Source organism: Psychrobacter sp. FME5 (assembly GCF_014861375.1).
GTDB lineage: Bacteria > Pseudomonadota > Gammaproteobacteria > Pseudomonadales > Moraxellaceae > Psychrobacter.
The window spans coordinates 40992-62013 of record NZ_RRYX01000005.1; the positions used below are offsets into that span (position 1 = coordinate 40992).

The 21022-nt window shown below is 43.6% G+C and carries 19 protein-coding genes; 11 read left to right on the top strand and 8 right to left on the bottom strand.

Annotated elements, in window-relative coordinates:
- Positions 1 to 164: 164 nt before the first annotated feature.
- On the bottom strand, positions 165 to 1019 hold the full coding sequence (locus EI161_RS01780; protein WP_192522969.1) for a universal stress protein: 855 nt from the start codon (positions 1017 to 1019) through the stop codon (positions 165 to 167).
- A 183-nt stretch (positions 1020 to 1202) separates the two neighbouring features.
- Positions 1203 to 2702: a SulP family inorganic anion transporter gene (locus tag EI161_RS01785; protein ID WP_192522970.1), complete on the bottom strand. Its 1500-nt coding sequence runs from the start codon at positions 2700 to 2702 to the stop codon at positions 1203 to 1205.
- Positions 2703 to 3438: 736 nt separating this feature from the next.
- On the opposite strand from EI161_RS01785, the gene murD reads away from it, so the two are divergent.
- Positions 3439 to 4875, top strand: a complete 1437-nt coding sequence (gene murD / locus EI161_RS01790; protein WP_192528839.1) for a UDP-N-acetylmuramoyl-L-alanine--D-glutamate ligase — start codon at positions 3439 to 3441, stop codon at positions 4873 to 4875.
- 228 nt (positions 4876 to 5103) lie between these two features.
- Positions 5104 to 6300, top strand: a complete 1197-nt coding sequence (locus tag EI161_RS01795; protein WP_192522972.1) for an FtsW/RodA/SpoVE family cell cycle protein — start codon at positions 5104 to 5106, stop codon at positions 6298 to 6300.
- 65 nt (positions 6301 to 6365) lie between these two features.
- Here EI161_RS01795 and gluQRS read toward each other — a convergent pair whose 3' ends face one another.
- The 6 genes from gluQRS to EI161_RS01825 form a co-directional block, all read right to left on the bottom strand.
- On the bottom strand, positions 6366 to 7310 hold the full coding sequence (gluQRS, locus tag EI161_RS01800; RefSeq protein ID WP_192522973.1) for a tRNA glutamyl-Q(34) synthetase GluQRS: 945 nt from the start codon (positions 7308 to 7310) through the stop codon (positions 6366 to 6368).
- A 307-nt stretch (positions 7311 to 7617) separates the two neighbouring features.
- Entirely contained in the window at positions 7618 to 8055 is a 438-nt protein-coding gene (dksA, locus tag EI161_RS01805) for an RNA polymerase-binding protein DksA (RefSeq protein ID WP_192522974.1), read from the bottom strand.
- A gap of 508 nt (positions 8056 to 8563) precedes the next feature.
- Positions 8564 to 9421: a metallophosphoesterase gene (locus tag EI161_RS01810; RefSeq protein WP_192522975.1), complete on the bottom strand. Its 858-nt coding sequence runs from the start codon at positions 9419 to 9421 to the stop codon at positions 8564 to 8566.
- 232 nt (positions 9422 to 9653) lie between these two features.
- Positions 9654 to 10472 carry a metal ABC transporter permease gene (locus EI161_RS01815; protein WP_192522976.1) on the bottom strand — a complete coding sequence of 273 codons (819 nt, stop codon included), beginning with the start codon at positions 10470 to 10472 and terminating at the stop codon, positions 9654 to 9656.
- Positions 10473 to 10514: 42 nt separating this feature from the next.
- On the bottom strand, positions 10515 to 11318 hold the full coding sequence (locus EI161_RS01820) for a metal ABC transporter ATP-binding protein (RefSeq protein ID WP_225735179.1): 804 nt from the start codon (positions 11316 to 11318) through the stop codon (positions 10515 to 10517).
- A 76-nt stretch (positions 11319 to 11394) separates the two neighbouring features.
- Complete coding sequence (locus EI161_RS01825) at positions 11395 to 11916, bottom strand: transcriptional repressor (RefSeq protein ID WP_192522977.1); 522 nt, start codon at positions 11914 to 11916, stop codon at positions 11395 to 11397.
- Positions 11917 to 12058: 142 nt separating this feature from the next.
- Here EI161_RS01825 and EI161_RS01830 point away from each other — a divergent pair, with 142 nt between their 5' ends.
- The 9 genes from EI161_RS01830 (at position 12059) to atpD (ending at position 20920) form a co-directional block, all read left to right on the top strand.
- On the top strand, positions 12059 to 12943 hold the full coding sequence (locus tag EI161_RS01830) for a metal ABC transporter solute-binding protein, Zn/Mn family (protein ID WP_192522978.1): 885 nt from the start codon (positions 12059 to 12061) through the stop codon (positions 12941 to 12943).
- Positions 12944 to 13189: 246 nt separating this feature from the next.
- Positions 13190 to 13588 (top strand): ATP synthase subunit I, encoded by a 399-nt coding sequence (locus EI161_RS01835; RefSeq protein WP_192522979.1) that lies wholly within the window; start codon positions 13190 to 13192, stop codon positions 13586 to 13588.
- Between the two features lie 690 nt (positions 13589 to 14278).
- Positions 14279 to 15154 carry a F0F1 ATP synthase subunit A gene (gene atpB, locus EI161_RS01840; RefSeq protein WP_192522980.1) on the top strand — a complete coding sequence of 292 codons (876 nt, stop codon included), beginning with the start codon at positions 14279 to 14281 and terminating at the stop codon, positions 15152 to 15154.
- Positions 15155 to 15187: 33 nt separating this feature from the next.
- Entirely contained in the window at positions 15188 to 15436 is a 249-nt protein-coding gene (gene atpE, locus EI161_RS01845) for a F0F1 ATP synthase subunit C (protein ID WP_010197960.1), read from the top strand.
- Between the two features lie 117 nt (positions 15437 to 15553).
- Positions 15554 to 16024: a F0F1 ATP synthase subunit B gene (locus EI161_RS01850; protein ID WP_192522981.1), complete on the top strand. Its 471-nt coding sequence runs from the start codon at positions 15554 to 15556 to the stop codon at positions 16022 to 16024.
- A 13-nt stretch (positions 16025 to 16037) separates the two neighbouring features.
- Entirely contained in the window at positions 16038 to 16661 is a 624-nt protein-coding gene (locus EI161_RS01855) for a F0F1 ATP synthase subunit delta (RefSeq protein ID WP_192522982.1), read from the top strand.
- 92 nt (positions 16662 to 16753) lie between these two features.
- Positions 16754 to 18298: a F0F1 ATP synthase subunit alpha gene (gene atpA / locus EI161_RS01860; protein ID WP_192522983.1), complete on the top strand. Its 1545-nt coding sequence runs from the start codon at positions 16754 to 16756 to the stop codon at positions 18296 to 18298.
- A 256-nt stretch (positions 18299 to 18554) separates the two neighbouring features.
- Complete coding sequence (gene atpG, locus EI161_RS01865; RefSeq protein ID WP_192522984.1) at positions 18555 to 19436, top strand: F0F1 ATP synthase subunit gamma; 882 nt, start codon at positions 18555 to 18557, stop codon at positions 19434 to 19436.
- Positions 19437 to 19486: 50 nt separating this feature from the next.
- Positions 19487 to 20920: a F0F1 ATP synthase subunit beta gene (gene atpD, locus EI161_RS01870; RefSeq protein WP_192522985.1), complete on the top strand. Its 1434-nt coding sequence runs from the start codon at positions 19487 to 19489 to the stop codon at positions 20918 to 20920.
- Positions 20921 to 21022 lie beyond the last annotated feature (102 nt).

A 21022-nucleotide genomic window follows, 5' to 3' on the forward strand; every position in this document is an offset into this window, starting at 1 on the left:
GGTGCTTGGGGAGGCTATCCTGCCATTTCATGTACTGATTTGATAAATTGACAGGGTGATTTGGTGAAATATTATGGCGTGAGAAGCAGAGACTGATATTAGAGTAAAGCCTCTGCTTTTAATAGGATAGGTGTGGTTGTTGTCTTATATGGATGAATCTAGGTCTAAGCTTTAGGGAAGAGTAGGTATGGTGTTTTGGTGCTGCCTAGTAGCTTTTTGGTGTCGCTACCTTGGAGTAATTCACGCAGACGGGATTGACCAAATGCCCCTGTCATTAGTAGGCCAATATCATTCTCGTTTTGATAGTAATTTAAAGCCGCGGTAACATCACGGCAATCTAGCAAAGCCTTTTTAGATTTGATGCCGGCTTGTTTGAGGCGTGCATAAGCTTCGCGTAGCGCGTCGCAATTCTCTGAGTTTTCTTTTCCGACCATGACAATATGCACGGTTAAAGCCCGAATAAGCGGCGTTTTGCACAGCCAATTGAGCAATTTATGAGATGTTGGGCTATTGTCAAAGGCGAATAATGCGGTAGTAGGGAGCAAAAATGGGGCATGAGTCACCAAAATGGGGCAGTGACTGACACGAATTAACTGGCTCAATGTCGATTTACAGGTAACATGATGTCCGATAACGATTAATTGTGCTTTGTCATCGACATAATCGATACTCTCATTGAGGTGTTCATGACGGTGCAATGTATAGGTTTTGAGTTTGGGGTGCTGCTGCGCGCAATAAGTGGTTGCTTGGTGTAAGAGAAGCTTACCCTGGGCTTTTAGTTCACTATTACTCGAATGTTCTTTTGCAGTGAATTGATCTAATAAAGTGTTTTCATCATCAATATTGAGACAGCATGAGTAATCAACGGCAGCTTTTTGTTGTAAGCTTGGCACTGAATGTAGTAGCCCGATCGGCACTTGTAGGCGGATTGAAGCCCACATGGTTGCATCTAAAACGGCTTGCACGTGATCAGGACAGTCTAAGCAAGCAATCACGCTATCTGGCTTCAAATTACTCATAAGGGCACCACATCATTTCAATACCAAAAATACAGCTACATTGGTAAAAAGGGTGGGGAGGCAATGCTCACGCCTCATCCTCTTTACCAATGCAGCTGTCTATTCAATTGTTTGTTTAACTGTTTATTTATGAGACATTGATGATTAACACGATAGTGTAGGATGTAGACGCAGACTTTTTGCTCAATCCAGCAAACCAATATCGCGGCGATCATGAACAGAGAAGCGATCAATCAGCGTACGACTGGCATTATTTAGTCCAACTACTTTGACATCAATGCCCTCGCGTTGCAAGCGCATAACCAGCTTATCCAAGGTGTCAACGGCACTAATGTCCCAAAAATGGGCTTGGCTGACATCAATCTGGATGCTATCCAAGGCTTCTTTGGTGTCGAAGCTATGTAAAAACTGTGTCGTAGACGCAAAGAAAACCTGTCCTTGTACATAATAATAGCGGGTGTTGCTACTGTCGTCGTATTCACTAAATATGGTTAAGAATTGACCGATTTTATTGGCAAATGCCAATGCAGATAGCAGCACACCTACGCCGACACCGTAGGCTAAATTGTGGGTAAAGACCGTGGTCAATACCGTCGCTAGCATGACAATATTAAAGGACATCGGGTGTGTTTTGAACTCGCGAATAGACTGCCAGTTAAAGGTACCGATAGAGACCATAATCATCACCGCGACCAGCGCTGCCATTGGGATTTGGCTGACCCATTCACTCAAAAACACCACCATAATGAGCAAGACGATACCTGCTATCAAAGTAGATAGGCGCGTACGTCCGCCAGATTTGACGTTAATCATTGACTGACCAATCATCGCACAACCTGCCATACCGCCAAAGAAACCTGAGACCACGTTAGCAATCCCTTGACCGCGACACTCACGGTTTTTATCACTGGGGGTATCTGTTAACTCGTCAACGATCGTCGCCGTCATCATAGATTCTAACAAACCAACGATAGCCAACGCGATAGAATAAGGGGCTATGATTAGTAAGGTGTTTAGGTTCAATGGAATGTCAGGCAACAAAAACATCGGCAGGGAGTCTGGTAAGTCACCCATGCTACCGACGTTACGAATATCAAGGTTCATATACATCGCGACCGCGGTTAATCCCACGATACAAATAAGCGGCGATGGAATCACCCGACCAATTTTAGGAATGAGCGGGAACAGGTAAATTATCGCCAAGCCCGCTGCTGTCATGATATAAACGGTCATACCGACGCGCTCAGTCATTGGGTTAAGCTCTGGTAATTGGGCGGCAAAGATCAATATCGCTAGCGCATTGACAAAGCCAATGACCACAGAGCGGGAAACAAAACGCATCAAATTCCCGAGCTTTAAGATGCCCATTACTACCTGAATAGCGCCGCACAATAAGGTGGCAGCCAATAAATACTGCAAACCATGCTCGGCGACCAAATCGACCATCACCAGTGCCATCGCCCCTGTTGCCGCCGAAATCATGCCTGGACGACCACCGACGAAACTAATCACTACCGCGATACAAAATGAGGCATACAAGCCGACTTTTGGATCAACGCCAGCGATAATAGAGAAGGCAATGGCCTCAGGGATTAGCGCCAGTGCAACGACTAGGCCTGATAAAACGTCACCGCGAACATTGGAAAACCACTCGTCACGTAAGTTATCAATAAAAGATGTCATAAGTAAACTGCATAGGGTTAGAGGCAAAAAAAGTAATCATTACTCATTCATAAAATGATCGCGTCGCTATAAGAATAGCTATTCATCTTTCTTTTACGGCAACAGGCGCTGTGTCATGTTGCGGCATTGAATTATCGAGGCATTGTCATAAAAGGTACGGTCATAAGAAACACGGTTATAAAAGGTACTGTCATAAAAAACATCGTAATAAATATGTCTACTGATTTACTTGCTGGTATCACTAATACGCTCATCAATAATCGATACGATGATAAATTTAGTGAGTTTACCTAAAATTATTTGGAATTGGGTAGTTAAGGTAGGCTATTCAAAAACAACACCTACAATAACGAATAGAGTCAGCAATGACTTGCTGCGGTAGAAGATAATAAATCATCTGTCAAATAAAAGTAGCCGTTCGACATGATCCGTCCATGCATGATTCGTCCACAATAGCCATTTTGCCAAAGAGAAGTGACAACAGCGCGCTAACTGTGACAACATGCTAAACTAAAACGGCCAGAGTAAGTCTCTGGTCACTGACAGATTAGGGCAGCTATTATAGCACTAGCCACTTAATATAAAAACAGGCGCATAATAGCATAACGCCGTAAAAAACCAGTACCGAAATCTGAACGATACCGTTATGATGTTTCTCATCTTGATGGTATCGTTTGGCTTTTTTATAGGCTAGATTTTTTGATGCCATTTTGCACATCTAATAGAAGGAATAGATATGACCACCAACACTGCAACAGATGCCTTACTTCATAAAGGCAGTGGTCTACAAGTCGTGGTTGGTTTGGGGCAATCTGGGTTATCTGTCGCTCGCTATCTGGTGGCGCAAGGTTATCAAGTAGCGGTCACTGATGCTCAGGCAGTACCTAGACTAGCGGATCAGTTACCTGATGAGATTGATATCCGCCGGTTTGGTACGATTGACGCAGCGCTATTGCAGCAAGCCACACGGATTATTATTAGCCCTGGTATTTCTCTGGCGACCGAAGCCGTTGCAGCCGCACGTCAAGCCAATGTCCCAGTGGTCAGTGATATTCAGCTATTTTGTGATGCCTGTACGGTACCGATCGTAGCGATTACCGGCTCTAATGCTAAGAGCACTGTGACCACGTTGGTTGGGCAAATGGCGATAGATGCTGGGGTCAATGTCGGTGTCGGTGGCAATATTGGTGTACCAGCGCTAACATTACTGGATAATACCGATATGGAGTTGGCGGTACTTGAGCTGTCCAGCTTTCAATTAGAAACCGTGACCGATTTAAACGCACAAGTCGCCACGGTGCTTAATATGTCGCCTGACCATTTAGACCGTCATGGCGATATGCTCGGCTACCATCAAGCCAAGCACCGTATTTTTCAGGGTGCAAAATCTGTGGTTATTAACCGTGAAGACGCATTGACGCGCCCACTGGTGGCTGATAATTTACCCAGAGTGAGTACGGGCATTCATGCCCCTGACGAGAATCAATATGGTCTCATCACTGACTCTGAAGGCGATATTTATCTTGCACGCGGTACAGAAAAACTACTGTCGGCAGATAAACTGTTGATTAAAGGCCGTCATAATCTGCTCAATGCGCAAGCAGCGTTAGCGTTAGGCGAGCTGGCAGGATTGCCAGTTGATAGCATGCTAGATACCTTGCAACAATTTACTGGACTTGAGCATCGTTGCCAATATGTGGCAAATGTGGCTGATATTGATTATTTTAATGATTCAAAAGGCACCAATATTGGCTCGACGATGGCCGCTATCGAAGGGCTGGGTGCAGTCTATGCGCCAAAAGACGGCAAGCTATTATTGATTTTGGGTGGGCAAGGCAAAGGTCAAGAATTTGGCGAGCTGACCCCTTTTATCAATCAGTACGTTAGTCAACTACTGCTTATCGGTGAAGATAGTCAGCAAATTGAGCAGCACCTGCGTACAGCCAACTTAAGTGATGACGTAGCGCTACACCAATGCCAGTCTTTGGAAAATGCCTTTGACACCATTCAACAAGTAACTGTAAGTAGCCTATCACAAGTGCAAGCGGTGCTATTATCACCAGCCTGTGCCAGTTTCGATCAATATAGCGGTTATGCGGCTCGCGGTGAGCATTTTAATCAACTGGTTGACCAACTAAATCTGGCGCGTGCCGATAGTATGACTACTGGTTAAAGGCTGCAAAAAATTTACTCCAGTAGCACTTATATCGGTTTTAAAGTGAATCAACTATAAATGATTGTTTTGCTTATAAATTGCTGCTACTGTCGATGATGACCAGTCAGATTGAGGACACGCCCTAGCTATCTGATACGACAGCTATCTGGTGCGATCTACTTTATTTTTTAAACGGTGGCGTTTGATAGACGCCGTGTTTTTTCGTTCGTTAGTGTATATAAAATTATGGCGATCTCTTCTTTTTTTCGTTCTTCTTCTCAATCAAAGCCAGCCTCTGGCTCAGATGGTATCCTTTCTATGCCGTCAGCACGCGCCATCTTAATATCGAGTGTCGGCTGTATGCTGGTGCTTAGTTTATTGATGGTGGCTTCTGCTTCTATTCCTTTTGCACTCAGTCGCGGAATGACAGAGCTGCATTTTTTCAAAAACCAACTGCTGTATATGACGATAGGTTTGATTATCGCTGCGGTTCCTTATTATAGCGTGTCTTTACGGTTGCTATATAAAACCGAAACCCAGTTTATTTTGCTGGGTATTACGGGCATGCTATTAGTGGCGACCTTGTTCAGTACGCCTATCAATGGCTCCAAACGTTGGCTAACGATAGGCGGTTTTAATTTTCAGGTAGCAGAGTTAGCGAAACTGGTCATGATTGTGTTTGTCTCTGACTTTGTGGTGCGTCGCTCTTTTGAGGTCCGTAATGGTTTGGATGGTTTTTTGCGGATTATGTTAGTGGTCGCGCTCATCACCATACTGTTATTATCGCAGCCAGACTTTGGTTCTTTTGTGGTGATACTTGGTACGCTCTTTGCGATTTTTTATATTGCGGGTGCCCCTTACAAGCATTTCTTAGCGCTAGGTGCTGCTGCTATTGGCGGTGCTGTGTTGATGGTTACGACAGCAGAGTATCGGTTAGTCCGAGTGATGTCGTTTATGGATCCGTTTGATGATGTACAAGATACGGATTATCAGCTGGCGCGCAGTTTGATTGCTTTTGGTCGTGGGCAATTTACAGGTGTTGGCTATGGCGAAAGTGTACAAAAACTGTCGCATCTGCCCGAGGCTCATACCGACTTTTTATTGGCCATCACTGGTGAAGAGCTAGGCTTTGTTGGGGTTAGCATGGTGCTGTTGCTCGAGGCGCTGATTATCGGCAGTGCGATGCGTATCAGTTATAACGCGCTCAAGCGTCGGCAGATGCGCATGAGTTATACCGCTTTTGGTATCGGTGTGGTGTTTATTGCGCAGACAATTATTAATGCGGCGATGAATATGGGCGCAATTCCGACCAAAGGTTTAACCATGCCGTTTTTCAGTTACGGTGGCTCATCGATGCTGATTAGTTTAGTGATGGTCGCGCTATTACTGAAGATTTACAAAGAAAGCCCTGAAATCGAAAAAAGCCAGTGCCGTTATTATTAGTATCGTTAGAATAGTTTAAAACGCGTCGCTATTGGTGGCGCTTTTTATTGCTTGTTTTTCGTCTTTTATCCATTGGGTATATTTAACTGCTGTTTGCCCTGTAGTGGCGTATTGTCCCATTGGGCAACGGCCTGTCTTAGCATATTGCTAGGTGTATCTCTATCGACCGTTGGTTGCTGTAAGAGCTGTAAAGCGTCAGTGATAAGCTGACTTGGGTTACGAGTATCGATGGGTTGAGCCAGATTTTGCTTGGAGAGCTTTTGCCCATCAGAATGACATATCAGTGGCAAGTGAGACCAATGATCGATAGCAGGCAAACCAGCGGCCTGCATGATACTGATTTGTGCCGTGGTCATGGGTAAAATATCCAAACCGCGCATAATATGTGTGATTTGTTGTAGACCATCATCGAGGCTGGCTGCCAATATATAATTGATCATGCCATCTTGGCGGCGCACCACCATATCGCCTAATGTTTGCTGCGGATTATCCCACTGCATACCTTGGATACCATCGTTGAAACCAATCCTATAATCTGGCAGTTGGATACGTAACTTATGTTGTTGTCTATCAAGGTCAGCGCCGACACAGCGGCGCGGATAACGCGTCCTATTTGGTTGTAGCGAACTGACAGCATCGTGATGCTTGCTTGGTTCCTTTTGTGCCCAATATTGCTCCAAATCTTTACGTGAGCATTGGCAGCCATAAGTCAGCGATTGCAGAGAGGAAGACAAGTAATCATTATAAATATCAATGCGTTCAGACTGATAAATAACATCGCCATCCCAGTATAATCCAAGCGCTTCCAAATCAATTAAAATTTGTTCAGTAAACTGTCGGTCACAGCGTTCGGTATCAGTATCTTCGATACGTAATAGCCATTTACCACCCAATGATTTTATATGGCAATAGCTGGCAATCGCTGTCGTTAGTGAGCCAAGGTGTAACTCACCAGTCGGTGAGGGGGCAAAACGACCGATAGGCTGTGATGATGAGGTTTGAGTTAACATAGAAGTTTGGATGGACTTTAAAATTGATGGTTATCGGTAAATGGGATAGAAGGTAGGATAATAAAAATTAGCGTAAAAAGATATTTATTAAATGCGGCTGTTTTGTTAGCAGGATGAGTTCTAAAGATATAGCTGATTGTGTCAGCCATGCTTTTTTTAAGATGCGAAGTTTTGAATTGGTTATCAGTTGCCAATCTCAAAGCCAGTAATGACAAAGCTATTAAGCCAAAACACAACGAGCGACCATATTAATATGGTCGCTCGTGCTTGTACTTATATTTTTATACCTACATTAACAGTAGGTTGCTTAAGCGCCTTGGTTCTGGCGTTCTTTAATTTCAGATAAAGTCTTACAGTCGATACATTGCGTCGCTGTTGGGCGTGCCTCTAAACGACGCAGACCAATCTCTACCCCGCAAGTTTCACAAAAACCATAGTCTTCGTTTTCGATTTCTGACATAGATTTGTCGATTTTGCGAATCAGCTTACGCTCACGGTCACGTGTACGCAGCGCCAAGGCAAACTCTTCTTCTTGGGTAGCACGGTCATTGATGTCTGGCATGGCACTTGACTCATCTTGGATATAAGTCTTGGTGCGATCCGCTTCACCAATCAGTTGGTTTTTCCAGTCCAATAAAATAGATTTAAAGTGCTCTAACTGTGCATCAGACATATACTCTTCGTCTTTGCCCGGCACATAAGGAGTAAACTTAACTTCACTCGGATTCGTAGTCACGGTGCTCATATGGGTATCCTACTTTTTCAAATTGATTCAATAAAACGACGTATCAAAAGACAAGACGTTATTAATTTACCAAACGCTATAATTTGTCCCTTTATAAAACGTTTTACCACTTGGTAACACAAGTAACACAGCTGATCTAATAGTACGGTTATCTCAAAATGCTCATAGCAACATATCAATGTTCAGGTATATGGTTATGTCTATTTTTATTTAAACTGCTTTATTTAAATAACAGGGTTTAAATAGTGCTGCATATTACTGACTGTAGAAACTTAGCTTGTGGTCGATCTAGCCATCCTAGCTACTATAGTTTTGCTTATTATTAAATATCAGGTGGTCTTCGTTTTATTTTATAAGTTGTAACATTGTTTTTAATAATAATGAAGCTATTTTTTATAATGACCACATTTCTACTTTGTCAGCTATCTTATGGTTCAATCAAGCAGTATCAGCTAAAAGCCTAAAAAATAAGGGCTGTCAGCGTTAATGGTGCCAATAAATCTGGGCATCAAGTATCCAGTCTTTCAACCCAGCTTGCAACCTTTCCATTGTTGGCTAATTGCAACCAACGATACCCTGGCAATGCGTTTGTGTCGTAGGAAAAATCATCTTCGAAGGGTTTGAACTGATAGCAGGTAGACGGTGTACTATAAACGCTAACCCCCTGACGATGACGCACTTGCTCTTGGTGGGTATGACCACTAATAATGACTTTTAATTGCTCGAATTTTGCCATATGCTGCCAAAAACTCTCGCTATTGTCTGCCATATGGGTATCAATCCAGTCAGAATCTATAGGAATGACGTGGTGGTGCACGGCAATTAATGTAGGCTTATCACAAGCGCTGAGGGTCTCGCATAGCCAATCGATGGCGGCGGGGGTAATTTCACCTTCTACTTTGCCAGCCATAGATGAATCTAATAACAAAACCTGCCAGTGATCACTTTCAATAACATGTTGGCTCAGTAAACGTGAATCGGTCGGCCGTGCGATGAGCTCGCGCTGAAAAAAGGGTAAGTCACTACCCCTTTCATCAGTGACGTCATGGTTGCCAGCGATACAAGCAAAAGGAATGCCCGTTGCTTGTAATACCTTAAAAATATGGTCATAGATAGCAGGAATTACCTCACTAACCAAATCCCCAGTCACGACAATCAAATCACAGCGGATATCGCCACTCAATGCTTGCTGTAGCACGGACTCAAAACGGTGCTGACAAACCGTTACCTCGCCATTTTTAGTACTGTCCTCATCATTATCATCGGCAGTGGAGACCACAGGCGTTGATAAATGCAAGTCAGTGATTTGTAGTATATTCAATTGTGCATCTGGCGTGCTGATTTTATTCACAGGATAGCTTGGCATTGGGTCAGTCCCTTATCGAATCAAAATAAGTATTATCGCTAGAATAAATATAAATACATTGAACGAGTTATAGTCATTGGTTTCTCATTGCTATTACCAAGCTGTTATTACCAATAGGCATATTAGGGCAATTTTATAACATAACGTCAATGAAAGCTCTAGCTATATTGATAAAATAAAGTTGGATAAAACAGTAAATAACCGCCTTTATATTACGCATACTACGAAGCGATTAGCGACGTGCTGACCAAAACCTTGTGGTCATTAGCTTTGAGACAGCAAGCGCCATAAAGAATAAAATTGCTAATATCAAGACGATAGAGAGACCCGTCTGAATATCCAACCAAATGCTACCCCAAACGCCTAAAGTGACGCCAAGCTGCGCGATTACTAGCGATATAATGACCATTTGTTTTGGTGATGCTGAATATAAGCGTGCCGTCAGTGCTGGTAAAACCAATAAACCACTGATTAATAAACTACCAACCGCCTGTAGAGCAATCGCACAAAACCCTGCTAGTACGCCCATAAAAAATAGCCGCTGGCGTGTGGGGTTGATACCCTGAATACGTGCCAATGCTTCGTGGGTGGCAAGCTTAATTTGCGCTGGCCATATATAGGTAAGCAGACCCAATCCAACCATGACGCTACCAGCGAGTAACGGTAAGTCTGCCCAGTCAAGCTCCAGCAAATTACCAAATAAAAACCCCAGTACGTTTGCTTGCTGGTCAGTTAGCTGGGTCAAAGCCAATAAGCCTAGACATAGCAATGACACCGCAACCACTGCCAGTACCGCATCGACGGGCAGACGCTCATCATCAATGAGCACCAGCCCCAGCACCACCATGACACTGACTAATGCAATGCCTATACCCATTGGCAACTGCCACCAGACTGCCAAGGCCACGCCAAGTAAGGTTCCATGAGCTAATGCGTCAGCAAAAAATGCCATGCGTCGCCACAATACCAAACAACCTAAAGGCGCTGATAATAAGGCTAAAATACTGCCAGCAATCCAAGCAGGGGCAATGATGGCTAACCAAGCGCTCATAATAAGTATCCGTAATAGTTTTTATAAAGGTTTAAGGCTTTATTATAATTCGAGTTCGCTTGGCGCGTGATGCTCACAGGCGTGCGGTTGGTGTACATAAGGCTGCTCATAATGATGGCCAAACAGCTTTTGAAATTCGCTGCTAATAGCAAGCTCGCTGGGCTGACCTTCACAGCAGATATGCTTGTTGAGACAAATCACCCGTCGACTGCCTTTCATCACCCAATGTAAATCATGCGATACCACCAGCATGGCACAGCGTAAAAACTCTGGTAATTCATCGATAAATTGATACAGCCAAACCTCGGTATCAGGGTCCAGCCCTTGCATCGGTTCATCTAAAATTAATAAATTGGGCTTCTCTAATAATGCGCGTGCCAGCAATACCCGCTGCGTTTCACCACCCGAAAGGTGCAGCATTTGCCGCGATAGCAGATGGGTCAATGATAAATTATCAAAGATAAACTGCCGCTGCTCAGCCGTTAAGCGTTTTTTGTCTGCTTGTGCTAGTAAATCGCGGACACGTAATGGCAGTATTGGTGGTACAGCAAACCGCTGCGGCACATAGCCAAGCTGTAATTTCTGGTGGGGTGTAATCTGTCCATCAGTCGGCTCAATTAAGCCCAAAATAAGTTTGACCAACGTTGACTTGCCCGCGCCATTAGGCCCGATAAGGCTGACCGTTTCGTTAATAGCAATGTCGATATTAATATTTGACAGCAAGCGTTGCTGGTTAATATCAAAGCTAACGTTATTTAAGCTCAGCAGTTTGCTAACACTATTAATGCTATTGCCAGTAATAACAGAAGCGCTCGGTTGATTAAACGGTAAGGTAGACAGGCTCATAATATGACAACGAGTGGGTTAGTAAAGGATATACATAAAATTTGATGATAAACACTTATCATCAAGGGTCGTTATTTTACTGGCACATTTGGCAACGACCGCTCAGCTCAATGACACTGCGTTCAACGATAAAACCAATATCTTGCTCAGCAAAGCCCATCATCTCTTGTACGGGCAAGCTGCTACATTCTTGTACGCGCTGACACTGCTCACAGATTAAAAACGCTGCCGTATGCTGCGCCCTTGGGTGACAGCAAGGTACATACGCATTGATAGAGGTCAGTTGATGTACCAAACCTTCGCTTAATAAAAACTCTAAACTGCGATAGACCGTCGGCGGTGCAACATTCTTTGTGCTATCAATCTTATTATCGCTGTCTGATAGACGCATGTGCTGTAATTGGGTGATTAAATCATAAGCACCCACTGGTTTATTGGCTTGCAATACCAGCGTATAAATCTGCTGACGTAAGGGGGTAAAGCGCACACCGCGTAGACGACACTGCTCTTTTGCGGCGATTAGGCGCTCAGACACATCCTGAGGCGTAAAATCTTGCACGTCGTGCACATGCTCACAATTAGGTGAGGTAGTCGACATAGCACAAGCTCCTAAAAATGGAATGGCATTTTAAGTATAGTAATTTATATTGTTATAGTATAACATACTAAAACCAAAATCAGATAAACGGTCTTAATTTATCTACGTATATTTCTATCATCCATACATTAAAGAACCGACTATGAACTCAGTCTTTAACGACTCTTTACGCTCACGCATTATACTACAGCGACTGCTCATTACTGGAATAGTAATGCTCGGCACTTTGGCAGTTAATGCCCAAGCCGCCACAGTCAGCGTGAGTAACTATCCTTTGTTTTTGTTAAGTCAGGCAGTCACTGAGGGTGCGCCGCCTGCCAAGCAATTATTGCAGGCAGGGGAGGTCGGTCACCATGGTAGTATCAGTCCTGGCGATATCAAAGCCATTCAGGACAGTAAGTTTGTGGTCTGGTTTGGTGAGCCACTAGAAAAAAACTTGGCAGCGAGCTTAAATACCGCGCCCAATGCTATTGCATTGTTTGAGTTTGATGCTTTTCATCGTCATCCTTTGCGCGATATAAAAGGTAAACCTATTGCTGACACCTTAGACCCGCATATTTGGCTCGATCCTGATAATGCCAAAGCCATGACTCGCGCTCTTGCGGTGATTCATAGTCATGCCAATCCGCAATATAAAAAGCTGTACCATGCCAATGCCCAAAAATTTGCTCAACGACTGGATAAAGCCGTAGCAGCAACCAATAAAAATGCTACTCAAAAAGTGCGACCATATTGGGCTTATCACGATGCTTATCAATATATCGAAAGCAGCTTACAGCTAACGTTCATCGGTAGCTTAAGTACTGACCATCATTTAGCGCCAAGAGCGAGCCAATTACGCTGGCTCAATGAGCAGCGCCCGGACAAGAAAATGTGCCTTGTGTCGCCAAGCCAACCTGCTAAAGGATTGTTAGCCAAACTACAACCTGTACAGACCACCGTTCAGGCAGAAGATATGAGTAATAGCAAAGACTTTGTCAGCGGCTGGCAGGCGATGGCGCAGCAGATATATCAATGCATATCATAAAGCGCTTATACAGAAGCTTTTGATAGAGTATTGATTAGAGCATCATTTGCAGATAGTAAGAATAGATGACTGGTAAAAGGTATATTTTTCTTGCTTAACGGTCGGTCGGTCCTTATAATGAGTGGCGTTTTATTTTGGTTAAAAGGTAACCCCTATAGAGTGGGCCGTTCACGGATAAAAGTAACAGCGTCGCGACTGTGTTAGATTGCTACCTTACCCCAATCCTGTAAGGCGATAGGACTACCGATGACCAAGCCTGCCAAACGCACACAAAAAGATAAGATTGGCATTTATATCAAGCGCCAAGCATGGATACTATTTATCCTTATTATTATTGCTTGGATATTAGATACTATTTGGTTACATAGTGCGCTGGTAGTAGCAAAAAGCGCCGCTATTGGTGCGCTACTTAGTTTTGCCACTCAAGTGGTATTTGCTTTTTTTATTTTTTGGTATACCGGATATCGCGCGCGCTTATATATTGTTAGCCAGCTATATCGGGGTCAAATGGCCAAATGGCTGTTGACCGTGTTTGGTTTCGCACTAATTTTTATTACCGTACAACCCCTATCCGCGCCTGCGCTGTTTATCGGTTTTATGGTAATGCAAATTAGTCACAGTTGGATGTTGTGGCATATACGTTAGTATTGATAAATGATTTTTATTTATATAGAGGTGATTTGTATATATAAATAGCCAAATTATAACCGACACTAGCAAGTCACCCCGCTGTCCAGCTTCTCTATGACTAGTTGTATAACGTCGAAGCATGAAAATTTGTCTGATGACATTACTAATGAGCGTTTGAAACGCATATAATACCCAATAATGTGGGTGCAATAGCGTTAATTTGGCTATTGATAGCGTCACTAATTAAATTCTTACAATTTAATTAATGACGCAAAAGCCTTTTAGCAAACGCGACTCACAGCTAACTTACTCATACAGCGGATAAAAAAGTCACAATTGACTTTACACGAATACAACGCTGCATTAATATAGGCGGCTAAATATCTTGGTTACGAGCGCTGCATTAAGCGTTTATCGTGATTAGAAGAGTTGAATAAACAATATATGATAATTTTCTGTACATATTAAAGGGCTACTACTGAATAATGATGAGCCCTTTTTTGGTAGCTAAAATTTATTATCAGCTATTAAATTTAGCATAAGTAACAGAACTATGGGTTGGATGTTATTGCTTATAGAGGCGCTTTAGCGTCGTTTGTTTATCTGCATTTAAATGCTGCAGGTTCAAGCGCTAAAGACCTCATCAGATGACAACCGTATTTTTGGGTAGTTGAGTAAATCGTTGACTAATAAGAAGCTTATATTATGGCAGGCGAGCAAACAACCACAGACTATATCTCTCATCACTTAACGAACTGGACGTACGGCTATCTGCCGGGCGAAGGTTGGAAAGTTGCCTATACTGCCGAAGAAGCAGGATTAATGGGTTTTAAAGCTATCCACCTTGATTCTATGCTTTGGTCAATTGGTCTCGGCATTGTTTTCTGCGCTATCTTTTGGATGGTCGCTAGAAAGGTCACTTCAGGCGTGCCGGGTAAAACTCAGGCCGCGGTTGAGATGATCGTTGAGTTCGTTGATAACAACGTGCGTGACTCTTATAGTGGCACCTCAAAGCTGATTGCGCCTTTAGCATTAACCATCTTCGTTTGGATTTTCTTGATGAACTTGATGGATTTGCTGCCGGTAGACTTTATCCCAGCGCTTGCCGGACAAATCGGCGCAGCAATGGGGGCGGGTGGAGGTGATCCACATCATGTGTTCTTTAAGATTGTTCCAACCACTGATCCTAATATCACGCTCGGCATGTCATTCTCTGTCTTTGCGCTGATACTATTTTATAGTATCAAAGAAAAAGGGTTGGGCGGCTTTGTTGGCGAGCTAACACTGCATCCGTTCAGTGCTAAGAATCCTATCGTACAAATTATTTTAATACCCATCAACTTTATCTTAGAGTTTGTTACTTTAATAGCCAAGCCTATCTCATTAGGTCTGCGTCTATTCGGTAACATGTATGCTGGTGAGTTGATTTTCATACTGATTGCCCTAATGCCATTTTGGATTCAGTGGGCGTTATCAGTACCGTGGGCTATTTTCCACATCTTAATTATTACCCTCCAAGCGTTCGTATTTATGATGCTGACGATAGTTTATATGTCACTTGCATCATCAACTGAACATTAATTAGACATTCAATAGGTAAATGAGGATACATCCATGGATCCAGTATTAGGTGGTTACACAGTTATCGCAGTAGCACTACTTATCGGTTTAGGTGCACTAGGTACAGGTATTGGTTTTGCTATTCTAGGTGGTAAATTCCTAGAAGGTGTTGCACGTCAGCCAGAACTTGGCTCACAATTGCAAACTCGTATGTTCATCGTAGCAGGTCTTCTTGATGCTATTCCGATGATCGGTGTTGGTATTGCTATGCTATTGTTGTTCGCTAACCCTCTAGCAGGTTAATCCGAAAGCTCAGTTGTAAATGTTTGGTACTCAAGGATTTACTAGCAAATATAGTCAAGATTTGACTGCCAAACATGATCAATGAAACTGATTTTTCATTAACAAAGAGGTGATCACGTGAATATCAATTTTACCCTCGTCGGTCAAGCCATTGCTTTTGCAATCTTTGTGATGTTCTGCATGAAGTTTGTGTGGCCACCACTTATCGGTGCCATCAATGAGCGTCAGCGTAAAATTGCTGAAGGCTTGAATGCCGCAGAAAAAGCAAAAGCAGATTTGGCAACCGCGGAGCAAGATGTCCAGCAGGAGCTTGATCTTGCAAAGACCAAAGCTGCTGCTCTAATCGAGCAAGCGAACAAGAGTGCCAACCAGCTTGTCGAAGATGCCAAAACGCAGGCCCAAGCGGAAGGCGAGCGCATTCGTCAACAAGCGCAAGCGTCTATCGACCAAGAAATCAATCAAGCGCGTGAGTCATTACGTGCCCAAGTTGCTGAGCTGGCTGTACTTGGTGCAGAAAAGATTTTGCAAGACAAAGTCGATGTGCAAAAACATGCCAGTATGTTAGACCAACTGGCGGCGAAGCTGTAATTGTGAGGATATAATGGCTGACTTATCAACCTTAGCACGACCGTACGCTAAAGCCGCGTTTGACTATGCCAACGAAAACGGGGCAGTAAATGAGTGGGAGAACTTCTTATTTATTGCTGCTAGCGTTGTCAATGACAAGTCGTTCAGTACTTGGCTAGACAATCCAGCTGTTTCTGCTGAGCATAAGTCAGCTGCTTTGATCGATCTTTATGATACACAAGTAGCTAGCGCTAATGATTCTGCTTTTAAGCAGTTATTAGGTGAGGCTAGAGGGGTTCGCCCTGATAGCGACGCCAGCTATCCAAAAGTATCAGTAGCACTTAGTAACTTCGTTAAACAGTTATCAGAACAAGAGCGTCTGGCGCTGCTTCCTGAAGTTTATGAGCATTATCGCCGTCACAAGGCAATAAGCTTAAAGCAGCTTGACGCATATGTGACCACGGCCTATCCATTGACCGATGCCCAGCGTGATATGCTGCAAACACGTCTCGCTACCTCGCTAAATGCTAGCGTGGTGATTCACGAGTCGGTTGATGCAAGTTTATTGGCAGGCGCTACGATCAAAGTCGGTGACAAAATCATTGATGATTCGATGCGCGGCAAGTTACAACAGTTAAAAACACAGCTAACTGCCTAATGCCAATCATCAACGCAGCTCAATAGAGCGTGCATGATATAAGAGCATTTAAGTCAGTGGGCGGGTTATCATAAATTAAAGGAAACAAGGCAATGCAACAATTGAATCCAGCGGAAATCAGTAACCTGATTAAGCAGCGTATTCAAGACCTTGATGCGGGTGCAACTGCAAAGAATGAAGGCACGATTGTCAAAGTATCTGACGGTATCGTGCAGATTCATGGTCTTGAAGATGCCATGTACGGCGAAATGATTGAGTTTGAAGGCGAAATCTACGGAATGGCGCTTAACTTAGAGCGTGATTCTGTCGGCGCGGTAGTACTTGGTGATTACCTAAAGCTGCAAGAAGGTCAAAAAGCCTATTGTACTGGTCGTATCCTTGAAGTACCAGTAGGTCCTGAGCTGCTAGGCCGTGTTGTTGACGCCTTGGGAAATCCTATTGATGGCAAAGGTCCTATCAATGCCAAAATGACCGACAAAGTCGAAAAAATCGCCCCAGGCGTTATCGACCGTCAATCAGTAGATCAGCCAGTAATGACCGGTTATAAAGCCGTTGATACCATGATTCCAATCGGTCGTGGTCAGCGTGAGCTTATCATTGGTGACCGTCAGACGGGTAAAACCGCGATGGCTATCGATGCGATCATCGCCCAGAAATCATCTGGCATTAAGTGTGTATATGTAGCAATTGGTCAGAAACGTTCTACCATCGCTAACGTGGTACGCAAACTTGAGCAAACTGGCGCACTTGAATACACCACAGTTGTGGTTGCTTCAGCGTCAGAGCCAGCAGCACTACAGTATATCGCACCGTACTCAGGTTGTACGATGGGTGAATACTTCCGTGACCGCGGCGAAGATGCACTGATTGTATTTGATGACTTGTCAAAACAAGCCGTTGCTTATCGTCAAATTTCACTACTATTACGTCGTCCACCAGGCCGTGAAGCGTATCCAGGGGATGTATTCTACTTACACTCACGTTTACTTGAGCGTGCATCACGTGTAAACGCTGAATATGTAGAAAAATTCACCAATGGTGAAGTAGTTGGTAAAACTGGTTCATTAACCGCGCTACCAATCATTGAGACCCAAGCCGGTGACGTATCAGCATTCGTACCGACCAACGTGATTTCAATCACTGATGGTCAGATTTTCTTAGAGTCAAGCTTATTTAACTCAGGTATCCGTCCAGCAGTCAACGCTGGTATCTCGGTATCGCGTGTTGGTGGTGCAGCTCAGACTAAGATCATTAAGAAACTCTCTGGTGGTATTCGTACTGCTCTAGCTCAGTATCGTGAATTGGCGGCATTCGCTCAGTTTGCCTCAGACCTTGATGATGCGACTCGCGAACAGCTTGACCATGGTGAGCGTGTGACTGAACTGATGAAACAGAAACAGTATCAGCCGATGTCTATCGCTGAACAGTCTGCGGTTATCTATGCGTCAAACGAAGGGTTCTTATCAGATGTTCCTGTTAATAAAATAGGTTCTTTTGAAGAAGCTTACTTACGCTATATGCATGATGAGCAAAGCGAGCTGATGAAAGAAATTGATGACACTGCAAAATATAATGATGATATTGCAGGTCGTTTAAAGTCAGCAGTCGAGACCTTTAAACAAAATCACAGTTACTAATTTACTAACGATTAAGTTAGTAAATACTCAGTTAACGGGTTAAGCCTGATTGGTTATGGCTGTTGTTTATAGCTAATAAAGTGGCGCGCTGTCTAATAAGTTTTTTATTTAGATAGCAGCGCCACTATTCTAACCGTTGACGGCATTACATCGCGTCATGCACAAGATATAAAGTATTATTTTTTAGATTAATGTTATATATTAAATAATTGTCGCATGCGCCAATGCTTTTTAACCCTCTTATATTGGAATCATTATGGCAAGCTTAAAAGAGATACGTGCCAAAGTCACCAGTATTAAAAGCACCCAAAAAATTACTCGTGCGATGCAAATGGTAGCGGCAAGTAAAATGCGCCGTGCCCAAGAGCGCATGGAAGTGGGTCGCCCGTATGCTGATAGTATGCGCCGGGTTATTTCACATTTGGTGCATGCCTCATCAGACTACAAACATCCGTATATGGTCTCGCGTCCAGTCAACAAAGTTGGCTATATTGTTATTAGCTCTGATCGCGGTTTGGCGGGTGGTTTGAATATTAACTTATTCAAAGCATTGATGAAAAATATCCAGCAATATCAAGACCAGTCTGTACAAGCCGAGTTTGCGGTTATTGGTGCTAAAGGCGTCAGTTTCTTCAAAAACTTTGGTGGCAAAGTCACCTCAGCGGTAACCGATTATGGCGACAAACCAACGTTTGAGCAATTAAACGCCCCCGTTCAGGCCATGCTTGAAGACTATAGCAACGGTAATTTAGACCGTATCTATGTGGTATATAACCAGTTCGTTAATGCCATGACTCAAAAGCCAACCGTCAATCAACTGGTACCTTTACCAGAGGAAGCGCTTAGCGAAGAAGAGAGCGGCATACAGACAGAACTTAGCTGGGATTATATCTACGAGCCTGATATCAAGACGTTGATTGATGAGTTGCTTGGTCGTTATATTGAGTCGATTGTCTATCAAGCGGTAATGGAAAACATCGCCTCTGAGCAGTCCTCACGTATGGTTGCCATGAAAGCGGCGACAGATAATGCTGGTGACCTAATTAACGATTTACAGTTGGTTTATAACAAGCTGCGTCAAGCGGCGATTACCCGAGAAATATCGGAAATCGTTGGCGGTGCTGCTGCTGTTTCATAGTTGAAACCCTTTATAAAACACACTATATACAGAATTTCCAGGAGAACGCAATGAGTAGCGGTCGTATTGTACAGATTATTGGCGCGGTTCTTGACGTTGAGTTCAACCGTAACGAAGTCCCTCAAATTTATGATGCTTTAGAAGTAGACGGTACTGCAACCACCCTAGAAGTACAGCAACAACTAGGCGATGGTATCGTGCGTACTATTGCGATGGGCTCAACCGAAGGCCTAAAGCGTAACCTTCCAGTGACTAATACTGGTGGCCCAATTTCTGTGCCAGTAGGCGTTGGTACACTTGGTCGTATCATGGATGTTCTTGGTCGTCCTATCGATGAAGAAGGTCCAGTAGTCGCAGACGAAAAATGGTCTATTCACCGTGAAGCGCCAAGCTATGCGGAACAGTCTAACAGCACTGAATTGCTAGAAACTGGTATTAAAGTTATTGATCTACTTTGCCCGTTTGCAAAAGGTGGTAAAGTTGGTCTGTTTGGTGGTGCTGGTGTTGGTAAAACCGTTAATATCATGGAGTTAATTAACAACATCGCCCTGAAACACGAAGGCTTGTCTGTGTTTGCGGGTGTTGGTGAGCGTACGCGTGAAGGCAATGATTTCTATCACGAAATGCAAGACGCTGGTGTTGTTGATACTGATGACTTTACTAAGTCTAAAGTGGCGATGATTTATGGTCAGATGAATGAGCCACCGGGTAACCGTCTACGTGTTGCTCTGTCTGGTTTGACCATGGCTGAGTACTTCCGTGATACCAAAGATCCTGCTACTGGCAAAGGTCGTGACGTTTTGTTCTTCGTTGATAATATCTATCGTTATACGCTTGCCGGTACTGAAGTATCAGCATTGCTAGGCCGTATGCCATCAGCGGTTGGTTATCAGCCAACACTTGCTGAAGAAATGGGTCAGCTACAAGAGCGTATTACCTCAACGCAATCAGGTTCGATTACCTCAATACAAGCGGTATATGTACCTGCGGATGACTTGACCGATCCATCACCTGCAACGACGTTTGCTCACTTGGATGCAACCGTGGTACTGAACCGTGATATTGCCTCACAAGGTATTTATCCTGCGGTTGATCCACTTGACTCAACGTCACGTCAGCTAGACCCACAAGTCATTAGCGAAGAGCATTATAGTGTTGCTCGCGGCGTGCAAGAAGTATTGCAGAGCTATAAAGAGCTTAAAGACATTATCGCTATTTTGGGTATGGATGAGCTATCGGAAGAAGATAAACTAACCGTTTATCGTGCGCGTAAAATTCAGCGCTTCTTATCACAGCCGTTCCACGTTGCTGAAATCTTTACTGGCGCGCCTGGTAAATATGTCGCACTACGCGATACCATTGCTGGCTTTAAAGCAATCATCGCTGGTGAGTACGATGATCTACCAGAGCAAGCATTCTATATGGCTGGCGGCATCGATGAAGTAGTCGCTAACGCTGAAAAAATGAAGTCTTCTGCAGCGTAAGTTGTATTAGTATTCGCTAACGGGTAGGTATAATATAAACCTTATATCTACTCCTCAGTAACGCATCGCAGTTTTTACTGTTTTTTGATTGCGCTTTGATGG